Raw genomic sequence first — 26,222 nt, forward strand, 5'->3', positions numbered from 1 at the left:
GTCGACCACTCGAAGGCCCCGGCGCCGAGCGGCTCGAACAGCGCGGTGCGGGCGAACTCCTGAAGGCGCAGGCCCGTGGCCCCTCTCCACGATCGCGCCGACGAGAGCCGCGGCGCCGCCGCTGTAGCGCCACCGCTCGCCCGGCTCCTCCACGAAGGGGCGTTCCAGCACGTAGCGGCAGCGGTCGGGCGCCAGCTCCATCGCGATCTCGCTGTTCGCCGGGCTGGTGTAAGGGGCGCTCTCGTCCCACTCCAGGCCCATCGTCATCGTCAGCGCGTGGTCGATCGTCAGCCCGGCCCTGCGGGGGTCGGCCGCCAGGTCGGCGTACTCGGGAAAGACCGTCAGGATCGGCTCCCCCGGGTCCGGCACCAGGCCGGACTCCAGCGCCATGCCGTACAGCAGCGCCACCAGGCTCTTGGTCACAGAACGCACGTCGTGCAGCGTGTCCGGCCCGAAGTCCACGTGGCCGAGCGGGGTGTTCAGCAGGTGGTCCTCGCCGCCGCCGTACCACTCCAGAACGACGCGGCCGTGCCGGGCCACCACGACGCCGTGCAGGGCCGGGGCCCCGCCCCGCCGTACGAGGTCGTCCAGCCGGTGGGACAGGTCCGGCGCGAACCCGGCCTTCTCCGGGGAGATCAGCCGCATGCGTTTCCTCCGCGTTCTCCGGGATTCAATGTCCCGAGGCTCGCATAATTTTCGGGCGGTAAACAACCGAAAGAGGGGGTACTCCGCCTCGAAAGACGCCTCCGAGCGAGCCGAGGTCGACATGCGCAGGATCCTGGCGGCTCTATGCATCGCGGCCGCGGCCGTCACCGCCGCCGCCTGCGGCGACATCAAGCAGGACTACTACACCCAGACGATGCCGCAGAACGAGGGGGCGAACGTCAACTTGCCCGGTCTGCTGCTCCGCAACGCCTTCATCATCGGCTCGCAGCAGCCCGCCCCGCCGGGGACCGACATGCCGATGTACATGATGCTGCTCAACGAGAGCGGCCGCACCGACCGTCTGGTGTCGGTGGACACCGGGGGCCTGTTCCGGGAGGCGCGCCTGCCGGGCGGCGGCCTGGAGATCCCCGGCGGCAGGTACGTCGGCGGGACGGCCCTCCCCCAGGTGCTGCTCGCCGGCCTCACCCGCCCGCTGGGCAGCGGTGGCACGATCCCCGTGACGTTCCGGTTCCAGAACGCGGGAACGGTCCGGATCGACGTCCCGGTCCTGCCGCCCGGCGCGTGGAGGAGCACCTACTCCCCCTGGCCGGGCGCGTCGCCCAGCCCGTCGCCCAGTTCCTCGCCGGCCGTTTCGCCAAGCCTGTCACCTTCGCCGAGCCCGTCACCGGCCGGGAGCTGAATCGTCCCGGATCTCGGGGTTCGCGGCGATGATCTCCTCGGCGACCGCGCGCAGGCGGGGCAGGTACGCGGAGACCTCGCTCGCCCTGCGTCGCAGGTCGTCCGGCGACCCGGCGCCGAGGTCGGCCGCCAGGTCCGCGAACCCGCCGAGGTGGCCGGTCTCCCCCGGCGCGTCCGCGGCGAGGATCTTCAGGCACCGGGCGTACGTCGCGGCGATCCAGAAGACGGCCTCGCGGTGCAGTCCCCGCGCGACGAGGTCGCGGCTGCCGTCCACGGCCACCGGCCGGGCCGCCTCGGTGACGTCGGCGGAGAAGGGGAACGGCGTGCGGGCCACGGCCGCCGCCGCGTCGAAGGCTCTCGTCATCGTGGCGAGGTGGGCGGTGACCCGCTCGGCGGTCAGGTGCGCGCAGCCGAGCAGGCCGAGCAACTCCTCGTAGACGTCCATCCGGCCGTACGCCCGCAGGAGTTCGCGGACGGCCGGGTAGCGCAGCCGTACGGTGGGGTTGCGCAGCCCGGCGGCGAGGAGCACGTGGGTCGTGATGCCGGCCGGGAACAGCCAGGCGGTGACCTGGTCGTGGAACGGTTTGCCGGAATCGAGCGCCGCGAGCCCGCCGGTGATGCGGCGCTCGGCGTCCTCGCACCGCAGACGGACCCAGCGCCGTTCGGCGAAGCCGGCCGCGACGGCGGCCTGGAGCCGGGCCAGCCGCCCGGTGGGGTCGGCGATCACGGTGTCGGTGCGGAAGGCGCCGGCCAGGTGGCAGGAGGCCAGCACGTCGCGCGCAGAGCCGAGCCCGTCCCAGGACACGTACGTGACCTCGACGAGCACGCCCTCCCAGGGGACCTTGCCGAGCTTGGGCGGCGCGACGGGGCCGGTGACCACCACCGCCACGTCGACGTCCGACGTGGGCGGCAGCACCGCGTCGGGATCGGCCCAGGCCGCCGACCCGGTCAGGAAGGCTCCGGCGAAGTCCGCGGCGGAGGCGGCTTCACGGGCGACCCATCGGGCCGCGGCGGCCCGCGCGTCCCGGACCCGTGGCCCTTCCGATCCCATGGTTCACAGTGAACCATGGGATCGGAAGTCGGCCCCGGGAACCACGTGCGTGCCGGTCGGCGCCCGTTCCGGCGCCGCGCCGGTCGCGGGAACGGGGAGCACGACCTCCACCGTGGTGCCCGCCCCCGGATCGCCGGTGACGAGGCAGATCCCGCCCAGCTCCGCCGTACGCTCGCGCATGGAGGTCAGGCCGACGCCCGAGCGGCGCTCCGGCGGCAGACCCACGCCGTCGTCGGCGATCAGCAGGCGCAGCGCCGCGGGCTCGCGACGCAACTCGACCCGGACGCGGGTGGCGCGCGCGTGGCGCCGGACGTTGGTCAGCGCCTCCTGGACGATCCGGTAGACGGCCACCTCGACGGCGGCGGGCAGGTCGGCCAGATCGCCCTCGGTGCTCACCGCCGTGGCGGGGCCTTCGGGATCGTCCGGCCCGGCCAGCGCCTGGACGGCGGCGACCAGGCCCAGGTCGTCCAATGCCGGTGGGCGCAGGCCGTACACGAGTTGCCGCAGGTCGCCCGTGACCGCGTCCATGCCGGAACGCAACGCGCGCAGCAGCCCGTCCGCCGCCTTTGGGGAGGTCTTCAGGCTGACGCGGGCCATGTTGACGGTCATGGCCATCTCGCCGAGCGTCTGGCCCAGGCCGTCGTGCAGGTCGCGGCGCAGCCGCCGCCGCTCCTCCTCCCGTGCGGCCAGGATGCGCTCCCGGGAGCGCTGCAGGTCGGCCGCCATCCGCACCGCGTGGGCCACGTCGGCCGCGTACGGGACCAGCGTGTCCAGCACGCGTTCGTCGTGCGCGGCGGGGAAGCGCCGCGGGGCGGGCGGGCCGACCAGCAGCCGCCCCACGCGCTCGCCGTGCCAGATCAGCGGCACCTCACGCGGGGAGTCGCCGACCTGCCCGCTGACCGCGCTCACGACCTGGTGCCCCGGCTCGCCGCCGGTCACCTCCACCGCGATCCCCTGCACCGCCAGGCCCTCGCGCAGCACGCCGATCACCGGCGCCAGCGCCTGCGCGGGGTCACCCCGGCGCACCTCCCGGACCAGCCGCTCGGCGAGCACGCGCGGATCGCCCACCGGGCCGTAGAGCAGGCGGTCGACGGCACGTTGCAGCATCCGGCGCAACGGCTGGAAGAACGCGCCCGTCAGCAGGGCGGAGACGAGCCCGGCGACCTGGTCGTACCCGGACACCACCAGGCTCGACAGCGCGGCCACCCCGAAGTAGACCCCGCCGACCACGGCCAGCAGCCCCGCGGCGACGAAGGTCCGGCTGACGACGGTGTCGATGCCGTACAGCCGGTAGCGCATCACCGAGAACACCATCAGGACGGGGATGAGCGCCGCCCAGACGACCGACAGCCAGTACAGTTCGGGCACGAAGATGCCCGCGATCATGAACACGATGTATCCGGCGAACGCGAACAGCGGCCAGCCGATCTGCCGCCTGCCCACCGGGTCGGCCCTGCGGAAGCGCAGCAGCAGCGACAGCGCCGTCAGCGACACCGTCAGCATGATCAGAGTCCAGAGCACCACCCCCGCCGCCGGCATGTACGGCGCCAGGGCGGGGATCGGCAGCGGACTGGGGATGACGGCGGGTAGCAGGTAGCCCTCGAGCGGCGGATCGGGACGCACGAGCTGGAGGGTCATCTGGGTCCCGAGGGACGCCGCGGCGAGCACCACCACCACCCGCCAGCGCCGCGAGAGAAGCCTGCCGTCCGGGGTGTACAGCGGCAGCAGGATCTCCAGCAGGAACCCGTCCACCGCCCAGGCGACATACGCCGCGAACCTCAGGATCCCCGCCGTCGCGAGATCCCCGCCCGCCGCGGATGCCAGCGTCGCCGCCTGGAGGAGGTCGTAGACTCCGCCGGCGAGCCCGCCCACGCACATGAGCCACGCCAACCTGAGCCGGGGCCGGTACGCGAGGAGGAACGCGCCGACCGCCGGGAAGGTCACCCCCGCCGCCGACTGCGTCGTGACCATATCCGGCAGCCGCCACTCCGCCGGGATTCCCGCGGTGATCAGCCTCGCCACGACCACGAGCGCCGCGGACATGACGGCCATGGCGACGGCGGCCGCCCGGGCTGCCCACGCCATCCCGTCCCCCGCTTTCCGGCTCCGTTCCCGCCTGCCCCCAGGGTGCCTGCGGAACGGCGCAAAAGCCGCGATTTCCCCGCCATCGTGGCGGTGCCGTTACCAACCGGAAAACGCGCGGCCGGGCGGCCACTGGGCCGCCCGGCCGGGAACGGAGGCGATCAGCTGTTGAACAGGTCGCGGATGCCGGACATCGCCTCGACGTTGCTCAGGATCGACAGGTGGTCGACGCAGGCGAGGGTGTGGTTGTCCGCCCCGGACAGCCGGGTGCTGGTGTAGGGGATGATGATGCCGTCGCAGGGCGACACCCAGGTGCCGTACTTCGCCGATCCGGGTGTCTCGTCGCCGCTCAGCGAGGTGATGTACGCCGAGCCGGGCAGCATCTCGATGCACGAGACGTAGATGGTGCAGGCACTGGCGTAGGTCGTGCCGTGGTTGGCGCCGGCCAGCGAGGCGACGTGGTCGACGTTGGCCGCTCCGCCCAGCTTCTGGAGGTAATACCGCGTCACCAGGCCACCCATCGAGTGGTTGACGATGTCGACCCTGGACGCGCCCGTGCTGGCCTTGATCTGGTTGACGAAGGCGGCCAGGCCCTGGGCGCTGATGATGTTCGACCCGGCCCAGTTGTAGTTGTAGCCGTACAGCCGGCCGGCGGACCAGCCGTTGGCGACCAGGTACGCCTGCAGGGTGGCGAAGTTGGTGCTGTTGCCCGTGTAGCCGTGGACGAAGACGACGGGGTTGTGCGTGGCCGCCTGCGCGGGGGCGGCGGGGGCGAAGAAGCCGAGCAGGGCCAGGATGCCGATGAGGGGGCCGACGATCCTACGCATGAGATCTCCTTGCCATGGGGGATGACAGGAGTCTCGCGATCGGGACCGGTCACGGCATCGGGGAAATCACCAGTCGCCGTCCCCCGTCTCGGCCGGTGCGGGAAGTCAGGCGGGGATCCTGGCGCGCATGCGCCCGTCGCGGTGAGTCCGGGGCCGGATTCCCGGCGGCCGTGTACGTCGCGAGGCCGGGGGTAGGCGTGGAAGTCCCGACCTCGCGCGGCCCGTCCCCGGCCGCGCGTACGGAACACGAAAGAAGGGAGAAGGCATGACGACCGCTCGCGAGATCATGACCCCCCGGGCCGAGTGCGTGAACGCGGACGAGACCGTCCTCGACGCCGCGCAGAAGATGGCGCGCCTCGGCGTGGGCTCGCTGCCGATCTGCGGCACCGACGACCGGCTCAAGGGCGTGCTGACCGACCGCGACATCGTCGTGAAGGTGCTGGCCCAGGGCAAGGACCCCAAGTCGTGCCAGGCCGGTGAGCTCGCCCAGGGCGAGGCCGTCACGATCGGCGCCGACGACGACGCGGCCGAGATCCTGAGCACGATGGCCACGCACAAGGTCCGCCGCCTGCCCGTCATCGACGGCCACAAGCTGGTGGGCATCGTCGCGCTGGCCGACGTGGCCCGCGCCCTGCCCGACCGTCCGGTGGGCGACCTGGTGGACGCCATCAGCACGGACTGACGTCCGTCCGCCCCGTACGGCAGGCGGCCGCCTGAGCCCCGGCCCTCCCACGGCCGGGGCTTCGCGTAACGCCCTGTTTCATCCCGACCAATGGGGTATGGCGGCACTTGCGCGCTCTGTCCCGGCGGGACGTCGCCAGAGCCGGAGCCGCGGCGACCGGGGCCCACGCAGACGGGCCCCACCGGCCAGACCCATCGACGACCGAGGTGCCGGGAGGGGTAGCGATGACCGACGACACCACCGCGGGCAAACCGGAACGCTTCGCGTTCGACTTCGACCCCCGATTCGCCCCCCTGCTGTCCGTCCTGGGCATCCGCCCGGACACCGCCGGGGTCCTGGTCGGCCCCGGCACGCTGCGAGTCCGCTTCGGGCCCTGGGTGACCGAGACCCCGCTGGCCAACGTCTCCGGCGTCGAGACGACCGGCCCCTACTCCCCGTTCCGGGCGATCGGGGTCCACGTCTCGCTCGCCGACCGCGGCCTCACGTTCGCCACCAACGCCCGCAAGGGGCTGTGCGTGCGGTTCCACGAGCCGATCAGGGGCGGCGAGCCTTTCGGGCTGCTGCGCCACCCCGGCCTGACCGTGACGGTCGCCGATCCCGCGGGACTCGCCGAGAAGCTCTCCCGGCGCCTGTAGAAGCCTCCTGGAGGAGATCCTTGATCCGCCAACTCGTACGCGGCGCGGCCGCCGGAGCGCTGTCCACCCTCACGATGAGCGCGGTGATGCTCGCCGGGCAGAAGACCGGCCTGATGCCGGGCCAGCCGCCCAAGCACATCGTGAGGGCGGCCCTGCCGGGCCACCGGCATCGGCCCAAGCCCGGGGAGAACGTCCTCGGCGCCGCCGCGCACCTGGGATTCGGCGCCACCTGCGGCGCGGCGTTCGCCCTGCTCACCCGCGGGCGCGGGGCCGGCGTTCCCCTCGGGGTGGGCTACGCCCTGCTGATCTGGCTCGGCGCCTACCAGGGCTGGGTGCCCGCACTGAACATCCTGCCGCCCGCCTCGCGCGACCCCGTGCGCGGCCGCCCGGTCGTCATGGCCGCGGCACACGTGGCGTACGGCGCCACGCTGGCGCTCGCGATCCGCGCCATGCGCGGGACGGACGGACGACACGACGAGAAGGAGGACAGATGACGACGACGGAACGGCCGCTGGCCCTCGTGACCGGCGCCTCCAGCGGCATCGGCTACGAGCTCGCCCGGCAGTTCGCCCAGCACGGCTTCGACGTGGTGGTCACGGCGGAGGACGCGGAACTCGACACCGCCGCCGAGTCGCTGAAGGAGTACGGCGGGCAGGTCATGCCGGTGCGCGCCGACCTCACCCGGTACGACGAGGTCGAGCGGCTGTGGACCGCGACCGTCGCGGCCGGGCGGCCCCTCGACGCCGTGGCGATCAACGCGGGCGTCGGGGTGGGCGGCGCCTTCGCCCGTGAGACCTCGCTGGAGGCCGAGCTGAAGCTCATCGAGCTGAACGTCACCTCCGCCGTGCACCTGGCCAAGCGCGCCGTCGCCGCCATGACCACCCGCGGCAAGGGGAAGATCCTGTTCACGTCGTCGGTCGCCGCGCTCACGCCCGGGCCGTTCGAGGCCGTGTACGCCGCGAGCAAGGCGTTCCTCCACTCGTTCGCCGAGGCCCTGCGGGGCGAGCTGAAGGACTCCGGGGTCACCGTCACCTCGCTCCTGCCCGGCCCGACGGACACCGAGTTCTTCGAGCGGGCCGGCATGGAGGACACGCGGGTGGGCGCCGGCAAGAAGGACGACCCGGCCGAGGTCGCCCGGCAGGGCTTCGACGCGCTGATGAAGGGCGACGACAAGGTCGTCGCCGGGTCCTTCATGAACAAGCTCCAGGACGTGGCGGGCCGGGTCGCGCCGGACACGGCCAAGGCCGCCGTGCACCGCCGCATGGCCGAACCCGGCAAGGGCGGCACGTCCGGGAAGGACGAGTAGGCGCAACAGGGTGCGCGGCGGGGGGGCGCCCCGCCGCGCACCGTGCCCACCGCGCACAGTGCCCACCGCGCACGGCGACCAGGCGGTGACACCGGCCGGCGGGCTGCTCAGGAGGCGACGTCCCTGAAGGCGACGACCTTGCCGACGCGCAGCCGGACGAGGAACTCGCCGGGGACGCCGTTGCGCGCGCCGTACGCCTCGGCCCGGTCCTCCCCCATGTAGCGGCCGCCGAGCACGGTCGCCCAGTGCCGGACCTCGTCGAGGTCGGCCGACAGCGTCGCCTCACCCTCGATCATCACGTACGAGTACGGCGGGGCCTGGTCGTCGACGCACAGGGTCGCCCGGGGATCGCGGCGCAGCGCCTTGGCCTTCACCCCGCTCTCGTGGGTGGTGAACACCACGTCGTCCCCGTCGAGGGCGAACCAGATCGGCGTCACGTGCGGCCGCCCGTCCGCCCTGGTTATGGCGAGTTTGCCGGTCTTGGTGCCGCTCATCGCGAAGTCCCGCCACTCGGCCTCGGTCATCCTTTCCATGGCCTCGAAGCTAGCGCCCCTCGCCTGTTCGCCTCGCCTGCCCTCCCCCACGTGACGGCCCTTTTCTTACGCTCTACGCACCAAGGCCGTCGCTTTTCCGTAGATGTACGGATATCGCTACGGATGTTCGTGTCCGGAGCATGGTTCTAACGTCGCGCACGGGCCGGTTTCCCCGGCCGGGTCGGCGAAGACGAGGAGCCTCGTGACGTAGCACTCCCCCTCTTTTCTCCCAGCCGTCTCCCGCCATGGGAGAGACGCGTCCGCTCGTGCCCGCCACAGCGGAACGCACCGTCCATTTCTCTCATCACCCCCCAAATCCCACAGTGTCCGCCGTCCGGGCTCGTCTCGGCGGCGCGACCGCCGGCGCCCGCCCACAAGGCGGACGTCACGTGGGAGGCAGAGAAAGGAAGACGCCCATGAGGCGCACAGCACTGCTCGCGGCGGCCGCCGCACTGGCCGTGACCGGCGTGGTGGCGCCCGCCACCGCCGCTGCCGCCAAGCCCCCGCCCGGCAGCGAGAGCGCGGTCAGGTCCCTCGCCGACGACCCCGCGCAGCGGGCCGCGGCCGCCGCCGACCAGGCCGTCGCGAGCGGCCTGGACGACCTGCGCGTGTCCCCCAACGAGACCTACCGGCGCACCGCCGTCACGCCGGGCGGCGGCATGTACTACGTCACCTACGAGCGGTCGTACAAGGGCCTGCCCATCGTGGGCGGCGACGCGGTCGTGGTCACCGACGCAGGCGGGCGCGTACGCGACACCGAGGCGGCGTCCGGCGCCCTCCCCCTGGGCGTGCCGACCTCGCCCACGGTCGGCGCCGAGACCGCCACCGCCACGGCGAAGACCGTGCTGTCCCGGGTCGACGACACCGCGGCCCCGCGCCTGGTGGTCCTGGCCTGGGGTCACAAGCCGCGCCTCGCGTGGGAGGCCGTCGTCTCCGGAATCGCCGACGGCAAGCCGAGCATCCGGCACGTGTTCGTCGACGCGACCACGGGTGAGATCGCCGACTCCTACGACCAGGTGAAGGCGGGCACCGGAAACGGCTACTACTACGGCACCGTCACCATCAACACGAGCGGCTCCGGCACCTCGTACTCGATGACCGACTCCACCCGCAGCGGCATCAAGTGCGGCGGGCAGAACGGCTCGGCCTACACCGGCACCGACGACTCCTGGGGCAACGGCAGCGGGACCAATCTGGAGACCGCCTGCGTCGACGCGCTCTACGGCGTGCAGCGCGAGTGGGACATGCTGCGCGACTGGCTCGGCCGCAACGGCATCAACGGCAGCGGCGGCGGCTTCCCCGCCCGCGTGGGCCTGGCCGACGTCAACGCGTACTGGAACGGCAGCTACACCAACTTCGGCCACTCTCAGGACAACGCCCGTCAGGCCACGCCGATCGACGTCGTGGCGCACGAGTTCGGTCACGCCATCTTCCAGACGACCCCCGGCGCCGCCGGCTCCGGCAACGAGAACGGCGGCATCAACGAGGGCACCGGCGACATCTTCGGCGCGCTCACCGAGGCGTACGCCAACAACCCGAACGACCCGCCGGACTACCAGGTGGGCGAGGAGGTCGACCTCGTCGGCGACGGGCCGATCCGCTACATGTACAACCCGTCCCTCGCCGGCGACCCCAACTGCTACTCCTCCTCGATCCCGAGCACCGAGGTCCACTCCGCGGCCGGCCCACTGAACCACTGGTTCTACCTGCTCGCCGAGGGCTCGTCGCCGGGCGGCGGCAAGCCGAGCAGCCCGATCTGCTCGGGCGGCCCCTCCTCCGTCACCGGCATCGGCATCCAGAAGGCCGGCAAGATCTACATGGGCGCGCTGCAGCGCAAGACCTCGACCTGGAAGTACGTCAACGTCAGGACCGCGTCGCTGGCGGCGGCGGTGGAACTGTACGGCGCGAGCAGCCCCGAGTGCGCGGCCACCAAGGCGGCGTGGAGCGCGGCCGGAGTGCCGGCGCAGTCGGGCGAGGCGAGCTGCTCCTCCTCGGGCAACGACTTCTCGCTGTCGCTCAGCCCCACGGCGGGCACGGTGACGCCGGGCCAGTCGGCCACCTCCACGGTCGCGACGTCGACCAGCTCGGGTAGCGCGCAGACGGTCACGCTCAGCGCCTCCGGGCTTCCCTCCGGGGCCACCGCGAGCTTCAGCCCGTCGTCGGTGACCTCGGGCGGCTCCGCCACGCTGACGATCGCCACCAGCGCGTCGACGCCGTCGGGGACGTACACGGTCACCGTCACCGGCAGCGGCTCGTCCGGCACCCACACCGCGTCGTACACGCTGACGGTGTCGGGCACCTCCGGCGGGCGCACGTTCACCAACGGCACCGACTACACGATCAACGACCTGACCACGATCACCAGCCCGATCACCTCGACCGCCACGGGCACCGCGGTCTCCCCGGTCAAGCTCAGCATCACGATCTCGCACACCTGCGCCGAGGACCTGCGGATCAGGCTCCAGGGCCCGAACGGCACCTGGTACACGGTCAAGTCCAGCGGCGGCCTGAGCTGCACGTCGTTCGGCACCCGGACCTACTCCGTCCCGGTCACGCAGACGGCGGCGGGCACCTGGACCCTCGAGGTCCGCGACCAGTACACCTACGACACCGGCTACCTCGACTCGTGGAGCATCACGGTCTGAGCGACGGCGGCGCAGCCCCCGGGACCGCACCGGTCCCGGGGGTTTCCGCGTACGGGGCCGGTCAGGCGGGCGGCGCGATCTGGGTCCGCGACCGTACGCCGAGCTTGCGCAGCACGGTGGCCACGTGGGTCTCGACCGTGCGCGTGGACAGGAAGAGCACATCGGCGATCTCGCGGTTGGTCCGGCCGAGCGCGACGAGCCGGGCCACCTCCCGCTCCCGCTGCGACAGCGCGCCGGCGGCCCGCCGCCCGCCGCGCGGGAGCGGGACGTCCACGCCGATGTCGCGCAGCACCCGCCTGCACCGGGCGGCGTCGTGGGTGGCGCCGAGCCGGCCGTACGACTCCGCGGCCTCCCGGAAGCCCGCCGCGGCGGCGCCGTCCCCGAGCGCGAGCCGGGCCCGCGCCTCGCCCTCGGCCGCCCGCGCCGCCGCGTAGGGCTGGGGCAGGGCGGCGTACGCCTCCCGGGCCCGGGCGAAGAGGGCGGCGGCGTCGGCGTGCCGCGGTCCTGCGGCGGCGAGCGCGCCGCGGGCGGCGTCGAGCGCGGCGTGCGCGGCGGGCGCCACCCGGCCCGCGATCCCGGCGGCGTACTCGTCCACCAGCTCCGCCGCCGTCTCCATGCGCCCTGCCCTGGCGAACGCGGCGACGGCCGACGGGACGAGGCTCGCGCCCCACACCCACACGCCCTTGCGGCGCAGCAGGGCGACCGCCCGCCCGGCCTCCGCGACGGCCTCGTCCATCGCTCCCCGGGCGAGGTGCAGGTCGACGAGCCCCCCGGCGGCGGCCGTCACGACCGGGACATTGCGGGCCTCCGGCGCGTCCAGCCCGGCGCGGTGGAACTGCCTGACCGCCTCCTCCCATTCGCCCGTCGCAAGGGCGAGCAGCCCGAGCACCAGCCACAGGTCCACCGCGATCAGCGGTGTCTCCGTGGCCGACTCCCCCAGGGACGCCGCGCGGTCGCGCAGCCCTTCCCACCGCCCGGTGAGCCACTCCCTGCGGATCGCGGAGGCGTCGAGGAGGAAGGCGGGATACTGCGCGCCGGTCTCCAGGGCGAGCCGCCGTCCTTCCCGGGCGAACCGCTCGGCCGCCGCGTAGAGCCCCACGGTGGTCGCCGAGTCGTGGAGGTTGCAGTACGCCCGGGCGACCTCCCGCCGGACCCCCGTGCGCGGGTCGTCGACCGGAAGCCGGGTGGCGACGTCGAACGCGCCGGGAGAGCCGGTCGTCATCTCGAAGGAGGCCCGGTTGGCCAGCACCGCGGCCGACAGCTCCGGGTTGTCGGCGGTGGCCACGAGCGCCTCGGCGCGGGCCATCCACTCCGCGTGCTCCGCCAGCGACTCGGCGCCCCATTCGGGCATCGCCATGCTGGCCCAGCCGCGCGCGGCGAGCGTCGGCCGGTCGTCCAGCTCGGCGAGGGCGGCCATGATCTCCGGCCGCCCCGCGGCGGCGTCGCCCGCCTGGTTGGACAGGACGACGCCGAGGTTGAGCCGCACCTCGCCGCGCACGTCCCTGGACAGGAAGTCGCCCCGCAGCACCTGGCGCAGCAGCCGCACCACCCGCTGGTGCGACAGGCCCGTCGCCGCGAAGCGGCTGAGCATCAGCACCAGCGGGCCCCGGTCCCGCACCGGCAGGTCGGGGTCGTCGAGCATGCCCTCGACCACCTCGACGGCCAGGGCGGTGTCCCCCAGCGCGGCGGCCTGCTGGGCGGCGGCGGTCCCGTGGCGCACCCAGGCGTCGGTGTCCCCGGCCTGCCGGGCGTGGAAGGCGAGCTGCACCAGCGGCGGCGCGTCCGTCGCGGCCAGCGCGGCCATCGCCCGGACGTGCGCCGACCGGCGTTCGGGGCCCGGAATCGCGTCGTAGACGGCCTGCTGCGCCAGCGCGTGGCGGAAGCCGTACCGGCCGCCGGGGTGCTCGTGCAGGACCCCGGCGCGCAGCGCCTCAGCCAGGCCGGCGGAGCCAGGCGCAAGGGCGCCCGGCCCGGAAGCGGTGTCGCCGCCGACCGCGGTGATCAGTTGCTCCGCCGCGGGGAGCCGCAGCACGGCCGCCGCCCGGACCGCTCTCGCCGCCGCCGGGGACAGACAGGACATCCGCTCGGCCATCGCCTCGCGCAGCAACAGCGGGACGCCGGCACGGTCGACGGCACGGTCGAGCGCGTCCGGGTCGTCCGCGCCGGGCGGCGAGGCGGGCAGGGATCGGACCAGCTCCTCCACCACGAACGGGATGCCCGCCGTGCGCTCGTGCAGCCGTGTGACGAACCCGGGAGACAGGTCGGAGCGCTCCAGCAGCGCGCCGGCCAGGCTGGCCACGCCGGACGCGTCCAGCGGCGCCAGCCGTACGACCACGCTGGCCGTGTCCGGCTGGTGCCGGTAGGCCCGGCCGAGCGGCGGACCGGCGACGCCGTCCCGGCGGCACGTGGCGACCACCGCGAGCCCCTGCGGCGGCTGCCCGGCCAGGAAGCGCAGCAGGTCGAGCGTGCCGTCGTCGGCCCAGTGCAGGTCCTCGACGACGAGCACGGCCGGTCCGACGGCCGCCAGCAGGGCGCGTATCGCGCGGAACACCCGGTGGCGCTCGGCCCGCGGGTCGTCCAGGGGCTGCGGCGACGGCGGCAGCGCCCCGGCCAGTTCGGGCAGGTGGCCGCGGAGCGCGCCGGTGACCGGGTTGAGCCGGTGCGCCGCCGGGAGCCGTCCCCTGATGTCCCGCAGCGCCTCGAAGACCGGCCCGTACGGGAAGGGTTCGCGGATCTGGTGGCAGTAGCCGAGGAGCACGGCGCGGTCGCCGGTCGGCAGGCGGTCGAGCGCGGCGCGGACGAGCCGTGTCTTGCCGATGCCCGCCTCGCCCTCCACCAGCACGACCGCCGGCGGGCGGGTCACCGCGTCGATGAGAGTCCGCAGCTCAGTGGCGCGTCCGACCAGCGGGGGCGGGGGCACGATGCTCATCCACGGCTCCAAGGTACGGGTTGCGGGTCCCCCCGGGCTCAGTTATCCCCGTCCCTTGACCGCCGGTCAACCCTTCGGCGTAACGGCCGTGTTGCGGAACCGGACAGACGTGTGCGGCCCTACTCGCGGCGTGGCCGGGCGGCGGCGTCGAGCGCGGCGGCCTCCTCCGGGGTGGGCGCGGTGCCGCCGAGGTGGGCGGGCTGCCACCACACGCCCCGCCGCTGGTCGGGGTAGGTCCGCTGGGCCTCGTCGAGCAGGTCGGTCATCCGCCGCCGCAGGTCGCCGGTGAGCGCGGCGATGTCGTCGTCCGGACCGGGCCGCATCGGCTCGCCGACCAGGATCGTGATCGGGACATGCCGCTGCAGCAGTCTGCGGGGCCGGCCCTTGGTCCACAGCCGCTGACCGCCCCACAGGGCGAGCGGGATCACGGGCACCCCGGCCTCGGCCGCCATCCGGATCGGGCCGCTCTTGATCTCCTTGACCGTGAACGACCTGCTGATCGTCGCCTCGGCGAAGTTGCCGATGATCTCGCCGTCCTTGAGGGCCCGTACGGCGGCGTCGTAGGCTCCCGCCCCGGCCGACCGGTCCACCGGGATGTGGTGCATGCCGCGCATCAGCGGGCCCGACACGGGGTGGTCGAAGACCTCCTTCTTCGCCATGAACCGGACCAGCCGCCCGGCGGGATAGGCGGCGAAGCCGGCGAAGATGAAGTCGAGATAGCTGACGTGGTTGCTCACCAGGACCGCGCCGCCGCTGCGGGGTATCCGCTCGGTGCCCTCCATGCGGAACCTCAGGTCGAGCAGTTTGAAGGCGGTCAGCGCGGTCCGCAGGACCGGTGGGTACACGATCTCAGCCATGCCTGAAACCGTAACCTACTCATCCGTAACTTTTATCGGGCCGAAGGTCCTCTTCTCCGCACGCGCACACCGGGTCAATGGCCGCGGAATGCCTCCTCCAGCCACCACGACGGGCGGTCGGCGGTGACCTTCGCGTGGACGAGCAGGGGTTTGTCGCGCGGCCCCTTCAGCCACTCGGCGACCCCCGACAGGTCCTCCTCCCGCCGTACGGTCACCGCCTCGAAGCCGAAGCCCCGGGCGATCCGCGCGATGTCGGCGGGCGGGAAGGTGACCGTGCCGAGCGGGAAGCCGTGCGGGCCGAAGTGGTGGACCTCCGCGCCGTATCCGTCGTCGTCGTAGACCACGACCACCATCGGCAGGCCGAGCCGTACGACCGTCTCCAGTTCGGCGACGCCCATCAGGGCCCCGCCGTCGCCGAGGGCGGCGACCGCGAGCCGGTCGGGCCGTGCGACGGCCGCGCCGATCGCGGTGGCCAGGCCGAGCCCGATCGACTGGTAGGCCTGGGTGAAGCAGAACGCGCCGCCGTCCGGGACCGTGAGGAACATCGACGGATATCCCATGAAGTTCCCCGAGTCGACGGCCACCAGCCGCTCCTGCGGGAGCAGGTCGTCGAGCCCGATGGTCAGCGTGCGGGGGTCGATGCGTCCTCCGGCGCTCAGGTCCTCGTACGGCACGTCGCGCCAGCGCCCCTCGCGGGCGATGCGCTCGGCGACCTCCGGAGCGCGGTAGCCGCGCGTCCCCGTCTCGCCCTGCGCCGCGGGTTCGCCGAGCAGGGCGGCGACCGCCCGCGCGGTCTCGCGTACGTCGCCGACGACGCCGAGGTCGATCTCGCGGTGCACGCCGAGCGCGTCGGGGTCGAGGTCCACCTGGACGACCCTGGCCTCCGGCCCGATCAGGGCGCCGTGCCGGGTGGTCCACATGGTGAACGAGCAGCCCCAGCCGACGACGAGGTCGGCGCCGCGGATCAGCTCGGCCGCGAGCGGGGTGGCGAAACCGCCGCTCACGTCGAGGTCCCACGGACTGCCGTGGAAGTGGCCCTTGGCGACCGCCGAGGTGGCGAACAGCGCCCCCACCCGCTCGCCGAGCGCCTCCAGTTCCCGCCGCGCGCCGCGGGCTCCCCGTCCGGCCACGAAGACCGGCCGCTCCGCCTCCGCCAGCATCCGCGCGAACCGCGTCAGCTCGTCGGACGGCTCCGCCGCGAACCCCTCCGGCTCCTCGTCGTCCCCGGACTCGATGGGGAACGTCAGCCCCCACGCCGCCGGCACGCGGCTCGCCACGTCGCGGTGTGCGCCGCCCCGGCCGGCCAGCAGTTCGCGTACGGCCTCGGCGGCCTCGTCGGGCAGCGTCTCGGCCTGCACGTCCAGGGGCAGGTTGAGCACCACCGTCCGGCGCCCGAGCAGGGCGGCGAGGAAGGCCATCACGGTGTCGTCCACGACCGTGGCGGCCGAGCCGACCCTGGCGCAGTGCGCGCCCACGGCCTCGGCGAGCGCGGTCTGGTCGATGCGGAAGTTGGAGGTGGGCGAGGTCACCTCCGGCGCGAGCACCAGCAGCGGGGTGCGGCTCTTGGCCGCCTCGGTGACGCCGGTCAGCGCGTTGGTCAGGCCGGGCCCCTGGTGGACGGTGAGCACGGCGACCGTGCCGCTCATCCTGGCGTAGGCGTCGGCCATCGTGGCGGCCCCGCCCTCGTGCCGCGCCGCGACGTACCGCACGCCGTGTTCGACGAGGGCGTTGGTGACGTGGAAGTTGCCGCTGCCGACGACGCCGAAGGCCGCCCGTACGCCGAGGGCGGCGAGGGCCGCGCCGACGGCCTCCGCGACGTTCACCGCTCCACCAGCGCGAGCACGCGGACCGGGCTGCCCGAGCCGCCGACGATGGGCAGCGGGCCGGCGACCACCACCGCGCCGGTCGGCGGCAGCCGGTCGAGGTTGCGCAACTGGGTCAGGCCGTACTTGCCCGCGCCGAGCAGGAAGGAGTGGCACGGGAAGGCGGGGTCGAAGGAGTGGGCCGCGCCGGCGTCGGTGCCGACGGTCTCCACCCCGATGCCCGTGATCGGCGTCTCCTCGGCGAGGTAACGGGCGCAGTCGAACGACATGCCCGGCGTGTGCGGCCCCGTCTCGTCGGCGTTGAGGAACTCCGCCTGGTCGTGGGCGCGCACGTCCCAGCCGGTGCGGTACAGCAACCAGCCGCCGTCGGGCAGCGGCCCGTGCTCGGCCTCCCACGCCTTGACGTGGTCGACCTCCAGCAGGAAGTCGGGGTCGGCGGCCGACTGCGCGCTGAAGTCGAGCACCACGGCGGGTGCGATCAGCTTGACGGGGGCCACCTGCGCGACGTCCTCGCCGTCGCGGCCGGTGACCCAGTGGACGGGCGCGTCGAAGTGCGTGCCGGTGTGCTCGCCGGTGGTGAAGTTGTTCCAGTACCAGGCCGGGCCGCGGTCGTCGTACCGGCTGATCTCCTGCATCGAGAACGGCACCGTCTGCCCGAACGGCTCGGGCAGCAACAGGATCGGTGTCTTGTCGCTCAGCGGCGCGGTGAGGTCGAGCACCTCGATCCCCCCGCTCCGGATGCCGTCCACCAAATCCCGCAACACCGACATCAACGCCTCCCCATGATTCAGGCCCCTGCGATACTCCTACACCCTCCCCCCGGAACGCCATATGCCGTCTCCATATAGGCCCGGCGTATAGATCGTCCAAACCACGTAGGCTACGCCGGACGGAGGAGACGAGGTGGCGGTGAGCTCTCGGGGCACTGGAACCGCCGCGGCGTGGCTCGGCCATCCGGCGACACTCGCCGCGATCGCCGTGCTCCTCGTCAACGACCACCTGCTCAAGCGGCTGTGGCCGGGCGTGGTCACCGGCAAGCTGAGCGACGTCGCGGGCATGTTGGTCGCCCCGCCGCTGCTGGCGTTCGCCGCGACCCTCGCCGTACGGCGCACCGTCGCTCGCGCTCCGGGCGGCGCCTCGGGGAGCGCCGCAGTGGAGCACGGGGAGGCGGACAGGCGGGCCGCCCTGACGGCGATCGCGCTGACCGGCGTGGTCTTCGCCCTCGTGAAGACCACGCCGATCGGAGCGCGCGTGGCCGCCGACGCCTGGGCGCTGTTCAGCTCCTCCGCCGGCGTCGTCGCGGACCCGGCCGACCTGCTCGCCCTTCCCGCCCTCGGCCTCGCCTGGATCGTCCGACGGCACGCCGTACGGCCATCCTCCCGCCCCGGCCGTTCCGCACGCCGCGCCCGGCTGCTGGTCGCCCTGCCCGCGGCGGTTATCGCGGTCACCGCAACCGCCGCGGCTCCGGCCTTTCCGTCCGCCGTGCACGTGGAGGCGCACGATGCCGTGATCGTCGTGTATCTCGGCTACGGCCTGGACGGGCTTGCCACGAGCGACCAGGGCCGGTCGTGGCATCGCTGGACCAGCCCGCCGTCCGAAAGATCGTCGCGGAAGACAGCCTGTGTCCCCGGCGAGCCGAGGCGCTGTTACCGAGTGGCCCCGCCTCTGCTCAAGGTCGAGCAGTCCGACGACGGAGGACGCACCTGGGCGACGGCCTGGGAGGTCTCACCGGGCCGGCAGCACTACCTGTACCGGAGCCGATACGAGAGCAGTCCTCTCCGCTCCGACACCGCGGAGTCCACGGCCGTGGCGGTCCTGCCGACGCCCCGGGGACACCTCGTTGCCGTGGCGAACGGCCGCGACGGCGTGGCGCTGCGCGACGTCACCGGACGATGGCACCGGCTCGGCTTCCGGGGATACGACGACCTGTCCGAGCAGTCGGCCGCACCTGTCGTCAACGCGGGCGAGCGCATCGAGGCGGAGACGGGGACGGCCTACCTCACCGCGCTGACCGTGCTGCTGGCCGCGCTGGCGTTCGCCGGGTGCTTGCGGAGGTCGCCGCTCGGCTTCTCGGCCGCCGGGTTCCTCACCTGGGTGGGCCTCTACATGGCGGTGAAGGGCCCGCCGGGCATCTACGGGCTGCCGTTCACGGTCCTGGGCGCGCTCCTCGTGGTGGGCGGGTGCGTCGCACTGGCCGCCATCGCCGCGTACTCCCGTATGCGGGGACTGAGCTCGATCGTCGCGGCGCCGCTGACCTTCGCCGCGATCTACCTGCCGTTCCGGGGCTGGAGCGCCGGGCGGCCCGACGACTACGGCACCGCCGTGCTGCTGGCGGTCGTGCTGTGCTGTCCGGCCGTCGCCCTCGGCGCGCATCTCGCGATCCGGGCCCGAGGCGGCTACCGCCGGGTCGCGCGGGCGCTGCGCTCCCTCACCCGCTGAGCCTTCACGGCCCTGCACCACGCCGGCCCTTGACGTGGATGGCCTCCAGATTTAACTTCTATGAAACCGCGTTCGACATTATCGAACGACGTTCACACTCTGGACGGTCCCATGAACGACTCACCCCCCTCCACGTTCCAGAAGCTCCTGTCGGAACTACTCGGCACCGCCTTCCTCGTGTACGTCGGCGCCGGCTCCGCCGCGGCCACCGGCGTCATCGCCGCCGGCTCCCACGCCCCCTTCTCCATGGCCGAGCTCGGCATGATCAGCTTCGCGTTCATGCTGGTCATCGTGGGCACGGTGTACGCCGTCGGGCACATCTCCGGCGCCCACATCAACCCGGCGGTCACGGTCGCCCTCGCCGCGACCGGGCGCTTCCCCTGGCGCGAGGTGCCGGGTTACGTCGCGGCGCAGGTCGCCGGGGCCCTCGCCGGCGCGCTCGGGATCTTCGCGACGCTCGGCGCGGACGCCGCCAGGGCCGCCGGAGGCGGCGTGACCGCGTACGCCCCCGAGGTCGGCTTCGCCCGCGGCACGCTGATCGAGGCGATCGGCACGTTCATCCTGGTCTTCGTCGTCTTCGGAGTGCTCGACCGGCGGGCGACCCCCGGATGGGCGCCGATGGCGATCGGCTCGATCGTCTTCGCGATCATCGTCATCGTTGGCCCGGTGACCGGGGCCGCGATCAACCCGGCCCGCTACGCCGGCCCGTTCCTCGTGGACGCGGCCTGGGGCGGCGCGGTGAGCTGGGACCAGCTGCCGGCCTACTTCGTCGGGGAGTTCGCGGGCGGGCTGATCGGGGCACTCGCCTACACGGCGCTTGCGGCCTCGCGAGGAAGGACGAAGCTGGAGAGCACGACCACGGCAGTAGGGACCCCGTCATGAAGAAGCTCATCAACAGTGTCGATTCCGTCGTCACCGACGCGCTGCGCGGCATCGCCGCGGCGCACCCCTCGCTCCGCGTCGACATCGAGAACAAGGTCGTCTTCCGCGCCGACGCCCCCCGGCCGGGCAAGGTCGGCCTGGTCTCCGGCGGCGGCTCGGGTCACGAACCGCTGCACGGCGGGTTCGTCGGCCACGGCATGCTCGACGCGGCCTGTCCCGGCGAGGTGTTCACCTCCCCCGTCCCCGACCAGCTCATCGAGGCGACCAAGGGCGTGGACGGCGGCGCGGGCGTGCTGCACATCGTGAAGAACTACACGGGCGACGTGCTGAACTTCGAGATGGCCGCCGAGCTCAGCGGCGACGAGGGCGTCGAGGTGGCGACCGTGCTCGTCAACGACGACGTGGCGGTGCAGGACTCCCTCTTCACGGCGGGCCGCCGGGGCACCGGCGCCACGCTGTTCGTCGAGAAGATCGCCGGCGCGCTGGCCGAGACCGGCGCGCCCCTGGCCGAGGTCGCGCGGGTCGCCCGGGAGGTCAACGAGCGCAGCCGCTCGTTCGGGGTGGCGCTCACGCCCTGCACGGTCCCTGCCGCGGGCAAGCCCACCTTCGAGCTGAGCGATACGGAGATCGAGCTCGGCATCGGCATCCACGGCGAGCCCGGCAGGACCCGGGCGCCGCTGCGCGAGGCCCGCGAGATCGTCCGAGTCGCCATGGACGCGATCGACGCCGACCTGCCGCTGTCCGGCGAGACGCTCGTCATGGTCAACGGCATGGGCGGGACGCCGCTCATCGAGCTGTACATCGTCTTCGCCGAGGTGGAGGCGTACCTGCGGGACAAGGGCGCGACGGCCGTGCGCAGCCTGGTCGGCAACTACGTGACCAGCCTCGACATGCAAGGCTTCTCGGTGACGACGTGCTCGCTGACCGGCGAGCTCACCCGGCTCTGGGACGCGCCGGTGGAGACACCGGCGCTGCGCTGGGGCCGCTGACCGCCATCCGAACCTCTGGAGTCCCCTCGTGAACACCCAGTTCTTCGCCGCCTGGATCGAGGAGATCGCCGCCGCCGTGCGGGCGCAGCGCGACCACCTCACCCAACTGGACGCCGCGATCGGCGACGCCGACCACGGCGCCAATCTCGACCGCGGCTTCACCGCCGCGCAGGAAGCGCTCGCCGGCGCGTCCCCGCAGACCCCGGGCGCGCTCCTCGTCCTCGTCGGCTCCACCCTCATCCGCAAGGTCGGCGGCGCCTCCGGCCCCCTGTACGGCACCGCCTTCCGGGAGATGGGCAAGGCGTTCGGCGAGGCCGCCGAGATCTCGCCGGCCGAGCTGAGCACGGGCCTGAACGCGGCCCTGTCCGGCGTCCAGCGCCTCGGCGCGGCGGCGGAGGGGGACAAGACGATGGTCGACGCTCTCGCCCCGGCCGCGAAGGCGCTGGCCCAGGCCGTACAGGACGGGCTGAAGCCGGAGGAGGCCCTGGAGGCGGCGGCCGCCGCGGCCGAGCAGGGCGCCAGGGCGACGGTCCCGTTGCAGGCGCGCAAGGGGCGGGCCAGCTACCTCGGGCCGCGCAGCGTCGGGCACGAGGATCCCGGGGCCGCCTCGACGGCTCTGCTGTTCGGCGCGCTGAAGGCCGCCGCCTCCCGATGACCGTGAACCGATGACCGTGAGCCGCGGCCGGGCCGTGAGGAGCCGGGACCGCTCAGGCGGCCGAGCCCCCGGGCACGGCGGAGCGCCGCACGGCCGGGCCACACCGAGGTGGGACCGGTCAGGCGGCCGGGCCTCCGGGCACGGCGGAGCGGGGCGCGCCGAGGTCGCGCGAGACCGCCCGCGCGGTCTCGCGCACGGCCAGCGCGATCTCCTCCCGCCGCGCCGGATCCAGCACCCGCTCGACCGGCCCGACCACGGCGACCGCGCCGGCCACCGAGCCGTCCCGGGAGAAGACGGGCGCGGCGACGCCCGCGTCCCCCAGCGCCGCCTCCTGGTCCTCGACCGCGTACCCCCGGCGGCGCACCTCCGCGAGCGCCCGCTCCAGGTCGTCGCGGCCGGTCCTGGTGAGCCCGGTCAGCGGCGCGAGGTCGTCCGACAGCAGTTCCTCCCCGCGCGGGTCGTGGGCGGCGATGGCGTGGCCGAGCGCGCAGGCGTGCCACGGGATCGCCGCACCGACCTCCAGGATCTGCACGACGTCGTCGGGCCGGAACACGTGGTGCAGCACGATCACCCGGCTCCCCGACAGCGTGCCGACCCAGACGGCCTCGTTGACGCGCTGGGCCAGGGAGTCGGCCCACAGCAGGCTCCTGGCCCGCAGTTCCGAACCCTCCAGATAGGCGTTGCCGAGTTGCAGCACGGCGGGCCCGAGCGCGTACTTGCCGGTGTCGGGGTCCTGCACGACCAGCTCGCACGCGGCGAGCGTACGCAGCAGCCCGTGCACGGTCGGCTTGGCGAGGCCGACCCGCTCGGCGATCTCGGTGACCCCGAGCCGGGGGGTGCCTGACCCGAGGACCTTCAGGATGAGCGCGGCGCGCTCCACCGACTGGATCACTTTTCGATTATGCCGAACGATCTTCAGGAATAACGAATGGTTGGCATCGTACTCATTTCACACAGCAGCGGCCTGGCCGCGGAGGTGGCCGCTCTGGCCAGGCAGATCGGCGGCGCGCAGGTACCGCTGGCGGCGGCGGGAGGCACCGAGGACGGCGGCCTCGGCACCAGCCCCGACCGGGTGACCGCCGCCATCGAGGAGGTGGACCGGGGGGACGGCGTCGTGCTGATCCCCGACCTCGGCAGCTCGGTGCTCACCGCCAGGCTGCTGCAGACCCCGGGTGCCGTCGTGATCGCCGACGTGCCGTTCGTGGAGGGCGCCATCTCCGCGGTCGTCGCGGCGGGCGGCGGAGCCTCGCTCGACGGTGTGCTGGCGGCGGCCGAGGAGGCGTGGCATGTCCGTAAGCTCTGACCCCACGGCGAGCCCCGAACCCGCGGCCGACGAGGCCGGCGCCGACGAGCGCACGATCGTCCTGACCGAGGACCTGCACGCCCGCCCCGCCGGCGCGCTCGCCCAGACCGCGGCCGCCTTCACCTCGGCCGTCACCCTCTCGTACGGCTCCCGCTCGGTCGACGTGCGCAGCGTGCTGTCGCTGATGGGCCTGGGCGCCATGAGCGGGCAGGCCGTGACCCTGCGCGCCACCGGTGACGACGCCGCCGAGGCGCTGACCGCTCTCTGCGCGGTGCTCGGCGGCTGACGGACTACCGCCGCGCCGCGCCCGCCGGCGGCGCGGCGGACGCTCCGGCGCCCTCCAGGAGGTCGCGGACCTTCTCGGCCTCCGGAACGCCGAGCTCCCCGTAGAGGCCGAGAGCCAGCCACCCGTGCTCACCCGCCTGCTCGGCGTTCCCGAGCGCGAGGTGGGCGCGCGCCAGCCCGTCGTGGGCGCGCGCCTGCTCCGGCCGGTTGCGCGTCAGGTCGGCGAGCGCGAGCGCTGCCGTGTGCTCCTCGACCGCCCGAGCCGGGTCGTCCGCCGCCTCGGCCAGCCCGTTGAGCGCGGCCGCCTCGTCGGCGGTGTTGCCGAGCGCGCGGTAGACGGCCGCGGCCTGCTCGTGGCGGGCGCGCGCCTGGGCGAGCTCGCCCTGGCGCCGGAGGACGACGCCGAGGTGGTCGAGGATCACCGCCTCTCCGGCCGGGTCGCCCACCTTGCGGTGGAGCGCCAGCGCCAGGTCGAGGTGGCGCCGGGCCTCCTCGGGACGGCCGGCCCGGTCGAGGAGGAGGGCGAGGATGCCGAGCACGTTGGCCTCGCCCCAGGTGTCGGCCCCGATCCGGGTGAGGTCGAGCGCCTGCTTGAGGTACTGCTCCGCCTGGGCGTCCCGGCCGCGGCGCAGGGCCACGTTCCCCAGGGTGAGCAGCGCCCGGGCCCGTTCGCCGGCCTCCTCGCACGCGTCGAGGGCCCAGTGGTCGAGGGCCCAGTGGTCGAGGGCCTGGTGAGCGTGCTCCTCCGCCCGCTCGTACTCGCCGAGCCGCCAGTAGACCCGCGCCAGGTCGGTGAGCGCGCGCGCCTGGACCTCGCGGTCGCCGAGCGTACGGCTGCGCCGCAGGGCCAGGGCGTGCAGCGTGAGCGCGTCGTCGTGGTGCGCGTGCCGGTCGAGGTAGGGGCGCATCGCCAGGGCGAGCATCCCCAGGCAGATCTCGGGCCCGTGGACGGCGGTCGCGATGATGTTGGAGCGCTCGGCGTCGAGCCAGGTGACCGCCTCCGCGGCGTCGCGGACGGGCGCGATCGGGGCGGACGGCTGGGGGATGCCCTCCCGCTGGCCGACCGTGTACGGGAAGAGCCGGTCCATCGCCGCGCGGGAGCGGTGCAGGTAGTAGGTGAGCAGCCGCATGACGGCGCCGTCGTCCTCGGCCAGCGAGCGGGCGTGCTCGCGGAGCAGGTCGTGGAAGGTGTAGCGGCCCGGTTCGAGCTGCAGGAGCATGTGGGCGTCGAGGAGGCCTTCGAGCAGCTCCTCGGCCTCGTCCTCCGAGATCCCGGCCAGCGCGGCGGCTCCGCATGCGTCGATGTCGCGCCCGGGCACCAGCCCGAGCAGGCGGAACATGCGCTGCTCGTCCTCGTGGAGTTGCTCGTAGGAGAGGGCGAAGGCCGCCGACACCCCGTCCAGGAGCCGGCGATGGTCCCGCAGCCGGTCGGCCAGGTAGGACACGGTCCAGCGCGGACGGTGCTGGAGGCGGGCGGCGGAGATCCGGATGGCGAGCGGGAGGTGCCCGCACAGCCGCAGCACCTCGCGTACGGCGTCCGGCTCCCGGTGAGCGCGTTCGCCCACGATCCGCTCGAACAGCTCGGCCGCCTCCGCCTCGCCCAGCACGCCGACCGACAGCGCCCTGGCTCCGTCCAGGTCGACGAGCCGCCGCCTGCTGGTGACCAGGACGAGGGTGTCGGAGCGCCCCGGCAGCAGAGGGCGCACGTGCTCGGCGTCGAGGGCGTTGTCCAGTACGGCGAGCACGCGGCGACCGGCCAGCTCGGCGCGCCAGAGCGCGCTCCGCTCGGCCGGGGTGACCGGGATGCGGCCGGCGGGCACCCCGAGCTGGCGGAGGAGGGTCTCCAGCGCCGCGGCGGCGTCGACCGGCTCCCGGCCCGCGGTGTGGGCCTGCAGGTCGATGAAGAGCCGGCCGTCCGGATAGCGATCGGCCAGCCGGTGGGCCACGTGCACGGCGAGAGCGGTCTTGCCGATCCCGGCCATGCCGTCGATCGTGAGGACCTCCGGCCCGCCGGGCGCGTGGTTGCGCTCGTCCGCGAGCCGCTCCAGTTCGGCGGCCCGTCCGGAGAAATCGGGGATGTCGTAGGGCAGGAAGGTGGAGCGGGCCGGCGGGGCCGGCACCACCGGCGCCGGGGCGGCCAGGCGCAGGGCCGGATCGTCCGCCAGGACCGCCCGCTCCAGTTCGGTGAAGGCGTGTCCGGGGTCGAGGCCCTGCTCGTCCGCGAGAGCCGTACGGTAGGCGCGCGCGGCGGCCAGGGCGTCGGGCTGCCGTCCCGCCCGGTGCAGGGCCAGGACGAGATGGCCGTTGAGCTTCTCGCGCAGCGGGCCGGCGGCCACCTGTGCGGCGAGCTCGTCGAGCAGGTCGGCGTGCCGCCCGGCGGCGAGCTCGCCCTCCACCAGGCGCTCGTACGCCGACAGCCGCCGGTCGTTCCAGAGCTCCCGCACGCCGGTGACGTAATGCGCGTGCACGTCCTCCAGCGCCTCGCCGCTCCACAGGTCCAGGGCCCTGCGCAGCTCGCCTGCGGCCACCAGCTCGGTGAACTCGTGCGCGTCGACCTGTCCGGGCTCCGGCTGCGCGACGTAGCCGCCGGCGCGCGTCTCCAGGAGCCGTACGGCTCCCGCGCCGCGCAGCACCTTGCGGATCGCGGTGATCGAGGCGTGGATCTGCGACCGGGCGGTGTCGGGCCGGTCGTAACCCCACATCGCGTCGATCAGCCGCTCGATGCCGATCACCCGGCCGGCGTTGAGCAGGAGGTAGGCCAGGACAGCCCGGTGACGTGGGGCGATGCCCGTCAGAGGCGCGCCGTCGACGACCATCTGGACGGGGCCGAGAAGGGTGAAGCGCAGCATCGTCCCCCCATCACCCTCGCATCGTGCGCGCATAGCGAATGTATCAATCCGGGCGGCCACTCTGATCTCACACGAACCGAGACGGATCCGACAGAACCGATACGGA

Annotated in this window: 22 protein-coding genes and 1 pseudogene; 12 read left to right on the plus strand and 11 right to left on the minus strand. The window is 73.7% G+C overall.

Annotation, left to right across the window (positions count from 1 at the left end):
* Positions 1-141: 141 nt before the first annotated feature.
* A pseudogene (locus Msi02_RS44370) lies at positions 142-834 on the minus strand (serine hydrolase domain-containing protein); the annotation flags it as partial.
* On the opposite strand from Msi02_RS44370, the gene Msi02_RS00250 reads away from it, so the two are divergent.
* Positions 767-1,345 carry a copper chaperone PCu(A)C domain-containing protein gene (locus Msi02_RS00250; RefSeq protein WP_204046526.1) on the plus strand — a complete coding sequence of 193 codons (579 nt, stop codon included), beginning with the start codon at positions 767-769 and terminating at the stop codon, positions 1,343-1,345. The pseudogene Msi02_RS44370 and the gene Msi02_RS00250 overlap by 68 nt on opposite strands.
* Here the strand turns inward: Msi02_RS00250 and Msi02_RS00255 are convergent.
* From Msi02_RS00255 to Msi02_RS00265, 3 genes are all read right to left on the minus strand, one after another.
* Positions 1,328-2,395: a hypothetical protein gene (locus Msi02_RS00255; protein ID WP_204046527.1), complete on the minus strand. Its 1,068-nt coding sequence runs from the start codon at positions 2,393-2,395 to the stop codon at positions 1,328-1,330. The two genes, Msi02_RS00250 and Msi02_RS00255, sit on opposite strands and share 18 nt — an antisense overlap.
* A gap of 3 nt (positions 2,396-2,398) precedes the next feature.
* Positions 2,399-4,480: a sensor histidine kinase gene (locus Msi02_RS00260; protein ID WP_204046528.1), complete on the minus strand. Its 2,082-nt coding sequence runs from the start codon at positions 4,478-4,480 to the stop codon at positions 2,399-2,401.
* A gap of 158 nt (positions 4,481-4,638) precedes the next feature.
* A complete protein-coding gene (locus Msi02_RS00265; RefSeq protein WP_204046529.1) occupies positions 4,639-5,304 on the minus strand; it encodes an esterase/lipase family protein in 666 nt (221 codons plus the stop codon).
* A gap of 265 nt (positions 5,305-5,569) precedes the next feature.
* Between Msi02_RS00265 and Msi02_RS00270 the strand changes: the two genes are divergently transcribed.
* The 4 genes from Msi02_RS00270 (at position 5,570) to Msi02_RS00285 (ending at position 7,927) form a co-directional block, all read left to right on the plus strand.
* Positions 5,570-5,986, plus strand: a complete 417-nt coding sequence (locus Msi02_RS00270) for a CBS domain-containing protein (protein ID WP_079320561.1) — start codon at positions 5,570-5,572, stop codon at positions 5,984-5,986.
* Positions 5,987-6,210: 224 nt separating this feature from the next.
* Positions 6,211-6,621, plus strand: a complete 411-nt coding sequence (locus Msi02_RS00275) for a hypothetical protein (RefSeq protein WP_079320562.1) — start codon at positions 6,211-6,213, stop codon at positions 6,619-6,621.
* Between the two features lie 20 nt (positions 6,622-6,641).
* Positions 6,642-7,115: a DUF6789 family protein gene (locus tag Msi02_RS00280; RefSeq protein WP_204046530.1), complete on the plus strand. Its 474-nt coding sequence runs from the start codon at positions 6,642-6,644 to the stop codon at positions 7,113-7,115.
* Positions 7,112-7,927 (plus strand): SDR family NAD(P)-dependent oxidoreductase, encoded by an 816-nt coding sequence (locus tag Msi02_RS00285; RefSeq protein ID WP_204046531.1) that lies wholly within the window; start codon positions 7,112-7,114, stop codon positions 7,925-7,927. Before Msi02_RS00280 ends, Msi02_RS00285 begins: the two co-directional genes overlap by 4 nt.
* Before the next feature lie 107 nt (positions 7,928-8,034).
* Here the strand turns inward: Msi02_RS00285 and Msi02_RS00290 are convergent, their stop codons facing one another.
* Positions 8,035-8,460 carry a PPOX class F420-dependent oxidoreductase gene (locus tag Msi02_RS00290; protein ID WP_079320565.1) on the minus strand — a complete coding sequence of 142 codons (426 nt, stop codon included), beginning with the start codon at positions 8,458-8,460 and terminating at the stop codon, positions 8,035-8,037.
* A 416-nt stretch (positions 8,461-8,876) separates the two neighbouring features.
* Between Msi02_RS00290 and Msi02_RS00295 the strand changes: the two genes are divergently transcribed.
* Positions 8,877-11,105 carry a M4 family metallopeptidase gene (locus Msi02_RS00295; protein WP_204046532.1) on the plus strand — a complete coding sequence of 743 codons (2,229 nt, stop codon included), beginning with the start codon at positions 8,877-8,879 and terminating at the stop codon, positions 11,103-11,105.
* Positions 11,106-11,166: 61 nt separating this feature from the next.
* Here Msi02_RS00295 and Msi02_RS00300 read toward each other — a convergent pair whose 3' ends face one another.
* The 4 genes from Msi02_RS00300 to Msi02_RS00315 form a co-directional block, all read right to left on the minus strand.
* Positions 11,167-14,034 carry an AAA family ATPase gene (locus Msi02_RS00300; RefSeq protein ID WP_204046533.1) on the minus strand — a complete coding sequence of 956 codons (2,868 nt, stop codon included), beginning with the start codon at positions 14,032-14,034 and terminating at the stop codon, positions 11,167-11,169.
* 119 nt (positions 14,035-14,153) lie between these two features.
* Positions 14,154-14,891, minus strand: a complete 738-nt coding sequence (locus tag Msi02_RS00305) for a lysophospholipid acyltransferase family protein (protein WP_204046534.1) — start codon at positions 14,889-14,891, stop codon at positions 14,154-14,156.
* Positions 14,892-14,965: 74 nt separating this feature from the next.
* Complete coding sequence (locus Msi02_RS00310; protein WP_204046535.1) at positions 14,966-16,714, minus strand: thiamine pyrophosphate-binding protein; 1,749 nt, start codon at positions 16,712-16,714, stop codon at positions 14,966-14,968.
* A complete protein-coding gene (locus Msi02_RS00315; protein WP_204046536.1) occupies positions 16,711-17,484 on the minus strand; it encodes a cyclase family protein in 774 nt (257 codons plus the stop codon). Before Msi02_RS00315 ends, Msi02_RS00310 begins: the two co-directional genes overlap by 4 nt.
* A gap of 133 nt (positions 17,485-17,617) precedes the next feature.
* Between Msi02_RS00315 and Msi02_RS00320 the strand changes: the two genes are divergently transcribed.
* From Msi02_RS00320 to dhaL, 4 genes are all read left to right on the plus strand, one after another.
* On the plus strand, positions 17,618-19,153 hold the full coding sequence (locus Msi02_RS00320; RefSeq protein ID WP_204046537.1) for a hypothetical protein: 1,536 nt from the start codon (positions 17,618-17,620) through the stop codon (positions 19,151-19,153).
* Positions 19,154-19,264: 111 nt separating this feature from the next.
* Complete coding sequence (locus tag Msi02_RS00325) at positions 19,265-20,035, plus strand: MIP/aquaporin family protein (RefSeq protein WP_204046538.1); 771 nt, start codon at positions 19,265-19,267, stop codon at positions 20,033-20,035.
* Complete coding sequence (dhaK, locus tag Msi02_RS00330) at positions 20,032-21,024, plus strand: dihydroxyacetone kinase subunit DhaK (protein ID WP_079315828.1); 993 nt, start codon at positions 20,032-20,034, stop codon at positions 21,022-21,024. Before Msi02_RS00325 ends, dhaK begins: the two co-directional genes overlap by 4 nt.
* Positions 21,025-21,052: 28 nt before the next feature.
* A complete protein-coding gene (gene dhaL, locus Msi02_RS00335) occupies positions 21,053-21,679 on the plus strand; it encodes a dihydroxyacetone kinase subunit DhaL (protein ID WP_204046539.1) in 627 nt (208 codons plus the stop codon).
* Positions 21,680-21,797: 118 nt separating this feature from the next.
* On the opposite strand, the gene Msi02_RS00340 is transcribed toward dhaL, so the two are convergent.
* Positions 21,798-22,571: an IclR family transcriptional regulator gene (locus Msi02_RS00340; RefSeq protein ID WP_239107984.1), complete on the minus strand. Its 774-nt coding sequence runs from the start codon at positions 22,569-22,571 to the stop codon at positions 21,798-21,800.
* Positions 22,572-22,607: 36 nt separating this feature from the next.
* On the opposite strand from Msi02_RS00340, the gene dhaM reads away from it, so the two are divergent.
* Complete coding sequence (gene dhaM / locus Msi02_RS00345; protein ID WP_204046540.1) at positions 22,608-22,982, plus strand: dihydroxyacetone kinase phosphoryl donor subunit DhaM; 375 nt, start codon at positions 22,608-22,610, stop codon at positions 22,980-22,982.
* Positions 22,966-23,268: an HPr family phosphocarrier protein gene (locus Msi02_RS00350; protein ID WP_204046541.1), complete on the plus strand. Its 303-nt coding sequence runs from the start codon at positions 22,966-22,968 to the stop codon at positions 23,266-23,268. The genes dhaM and Msi02_RS00350 overlap by 17 nt, the downstream gene beginning before the upstream one ends.
* 4 nt (positions 23,269-23,272) lie before the next feature.
* On the opposite strand, the gene Msi02_RS00355 is transcribed toward Msi02_RS00350, so the two are convergent.
* The gene (locus Msi02_RS00355; protein ID WP_204046542.1) at positions 23,273-26,116 is read right to left on the minus strand and encodes an AfsR/SARP family transcriptional regulator; all 2,844 of its coding nucleotides are present in this window, start codon (positions 26,114-26,116) and stop codon (positions 23,273-23,275) included.
* Positions 26,117-26,222 lie beyond the last annotated feature (106 nt).

The sequence above is a fragment of the Microbispora siamensis genome (genome assembly GCF_016863095.1).
GTDB classification, from domain to species: domain Bacteria; phylum Actinomycetota; class Actinomycetes; order Streptosporangiales; family Streptosporangiaceae; genus Microbispora; species Microbispora siamensis.

What these genes read in the sequence shown, in the direction of transcription:
- Msi02_RS00325 (WP_204046538.1), top strand. Translation starts at nt 19,265, where the DNA reads ATGAACGACTCACCCCCCTCCACGTTCCAGAAGCTCCTGTCGGAACTA.
- Msi02_RS00255 (WP_204046527.1), bottom strand. Translation starts at nt 2,395, where the DNA reads ATGGGATCGGAAGGGCCACGGGTCCGGGACGCGCGGGCCGCCGCGGCC.
- Msi02_RS00275 (WP_079320562.1), top strand. Translation starts at nt 6,211, where the DNA reads ATGACCGACGACACCACCGCGGGCAAACCGGAACGCTTCGCGTTCGAC.
- Msi02_RS00315 (WP_204046536.1), bottom strand. Translation starts at nt 17,484, where the DNA reads ATGTCGGTGTTGCGGGATTTGGTGGACGGCATCCGGAGCGGGGGGATC.
- Msi02_RS00270 (WP_079320561.1), top strand. Translation starts at nt 5,570, where the DNA reads ATGACGACCGCTCGCGAGATCATGACCCCCCGGGCCGAGTGCGTGAAC.
- Msi02_RS00295 (WP_204046532.1), top strand. Translation starts at nt 8,877, where the DNA reads ATGAGGCGCACAGCACTGCTCGCGGCGGCCGCCGCACTGGCCGTGACC.
- Msi02_RS00355 (WP_204046542.1), bottom strand. Translation starts at nt 26,116, where the DNA reads ATGCTGCGCTTCACCCTTCTCGGCCCCGTCCAGATGGTCGTCGACGGC.
- Msi02_RS00265 (WP_204046529.1), bottom strand. Translation starts at nt 5,304, where the DNA reads ATGCGTAGGATCGTCGGCCCCCTCATCGGCATCCTGGCCCTGCTCGGC.
- Msi02_RS00260 (WP_204046528.1), bottom strand. Translation starts at nt 4,480, where the DNA reads ATGGCGTGGGCAGCCCGGGCGGCCGCCGTCGCCATGGCCGTCATGTCC.
- dhaK (WP_079315828.1), top strand. Translation starts at nt 20,032, where the DNA reads ATGAAGAAGCTCATCAACAGTGTCGATTCCGTCGTCACCGACGCGCTG.
- Msi02_RS00305 (WP_204046534.1), bottom strand. Translation starts at nt 14,891, where the DNA reads ATGGCTGAGATCGTGTACCCACCGGTCCTGCGGACCGCGCTGACCGCC.
- dhaM (WP_204046540.1), top strand. Translation starts at nt 22,608, where the DNA reads ATGGTTGGCATCGTACTCATTTCACACAGCAGCGGCCTGGCCGCGGAG.
- Msi02_RS00290 (WP_079320565.1), bottom strand. Translation starts at nt 8,460, where the DNA reads ATGGAAAGGATGACCGAGGCCGAGTGGCGGGACTTCGCGATGAGCGGC.
- Msi02_RS00300 (WP_204046533.1), bottom strand. Translation starts at nt 14,034, where the DNA reads ATGAGCATCGTGCCCCCGCCCCCGCTGGTCGGACGCGCCACTGAGCTG.
- Msi02_RS00250 (WP_204046526.1), top strand. Translation starts at nt 767, where the DNA reads ATGCGCAGGATCCTGGCGGCTCTATGCATCGCGGCCGCGGCCGTCACC.
- Msi02_RS00285 (WP_204046531.1), top strand. Translation starts at nt 7,112, where the DNA reads ATGACGACGACGGAACGGCCGCTGGCCCTCGTGACCGGCGCCTCCAGC.
- Msi02_RS00350 (WP_204046541.1), top strand. Translation starts at nt 22,966, where the DNA reads ATGTCCGTAAGCTCTGACCCCACGGCGAGCCCCGAACCCGCGGCCGAC.